General features: G+C 65.0%; 1 protein-coding gene. It reads left to right on the top strand.

Annotated features, from left to right (window positions below; all coding sequences use genetic code 11):
- A partial coding sequence (locus tag EN804_RS36145) for a dihydropteroate synthase (RefSeq protein ID WP_189602232.1) occupies positions 1-306 on the top strand: 306 nt, incomplete at both ends.

The raw sequence follows: 306 nt of genomic DNA, 5'->3' as shown, positions 1-306 counted from the left end.
GCGAATTCCGGCGAGGCGCTGATTTCGGTCGACACCTACCGTGCCGAGACCGCCCGGCTGGCCGTCGCTGCCGGCGCGCATATCGTCAACGATGTCTGGGGCCTGCAGCGCGAGCCCGACATTGCCCGGGTCGCGGCTGAAACCGGCGCCGGGTTGATCATCATGCATACCGGCAGGGATCGCCAGAAATTGCCCGACGTGATTTCGGACCAGTTCGCATTCCTCGAAAAGTCACTGGACATCGCCCGCCGCTGCGGCGTCGCCGACGATCAGATCGTGCTTGATCCGGGCTTCGGCTTCGCCAAG

It is taken from the genome of Mesorhizobium sp. M8A.F.Ca.ET.161.01.1.1 (genome assembly GCF_004792105.1).
GTDB lineage: Bacteria > Pseudomonadota > Alphaproteobacteria > Rhizobiales > Rhizobiaceae > Mesorhizobium.
The sequence above is the reverse complement of the archived record's forward strand: the minus strand, read 5'-3'. Positions and strand labels throughout refer to the sequence as shown.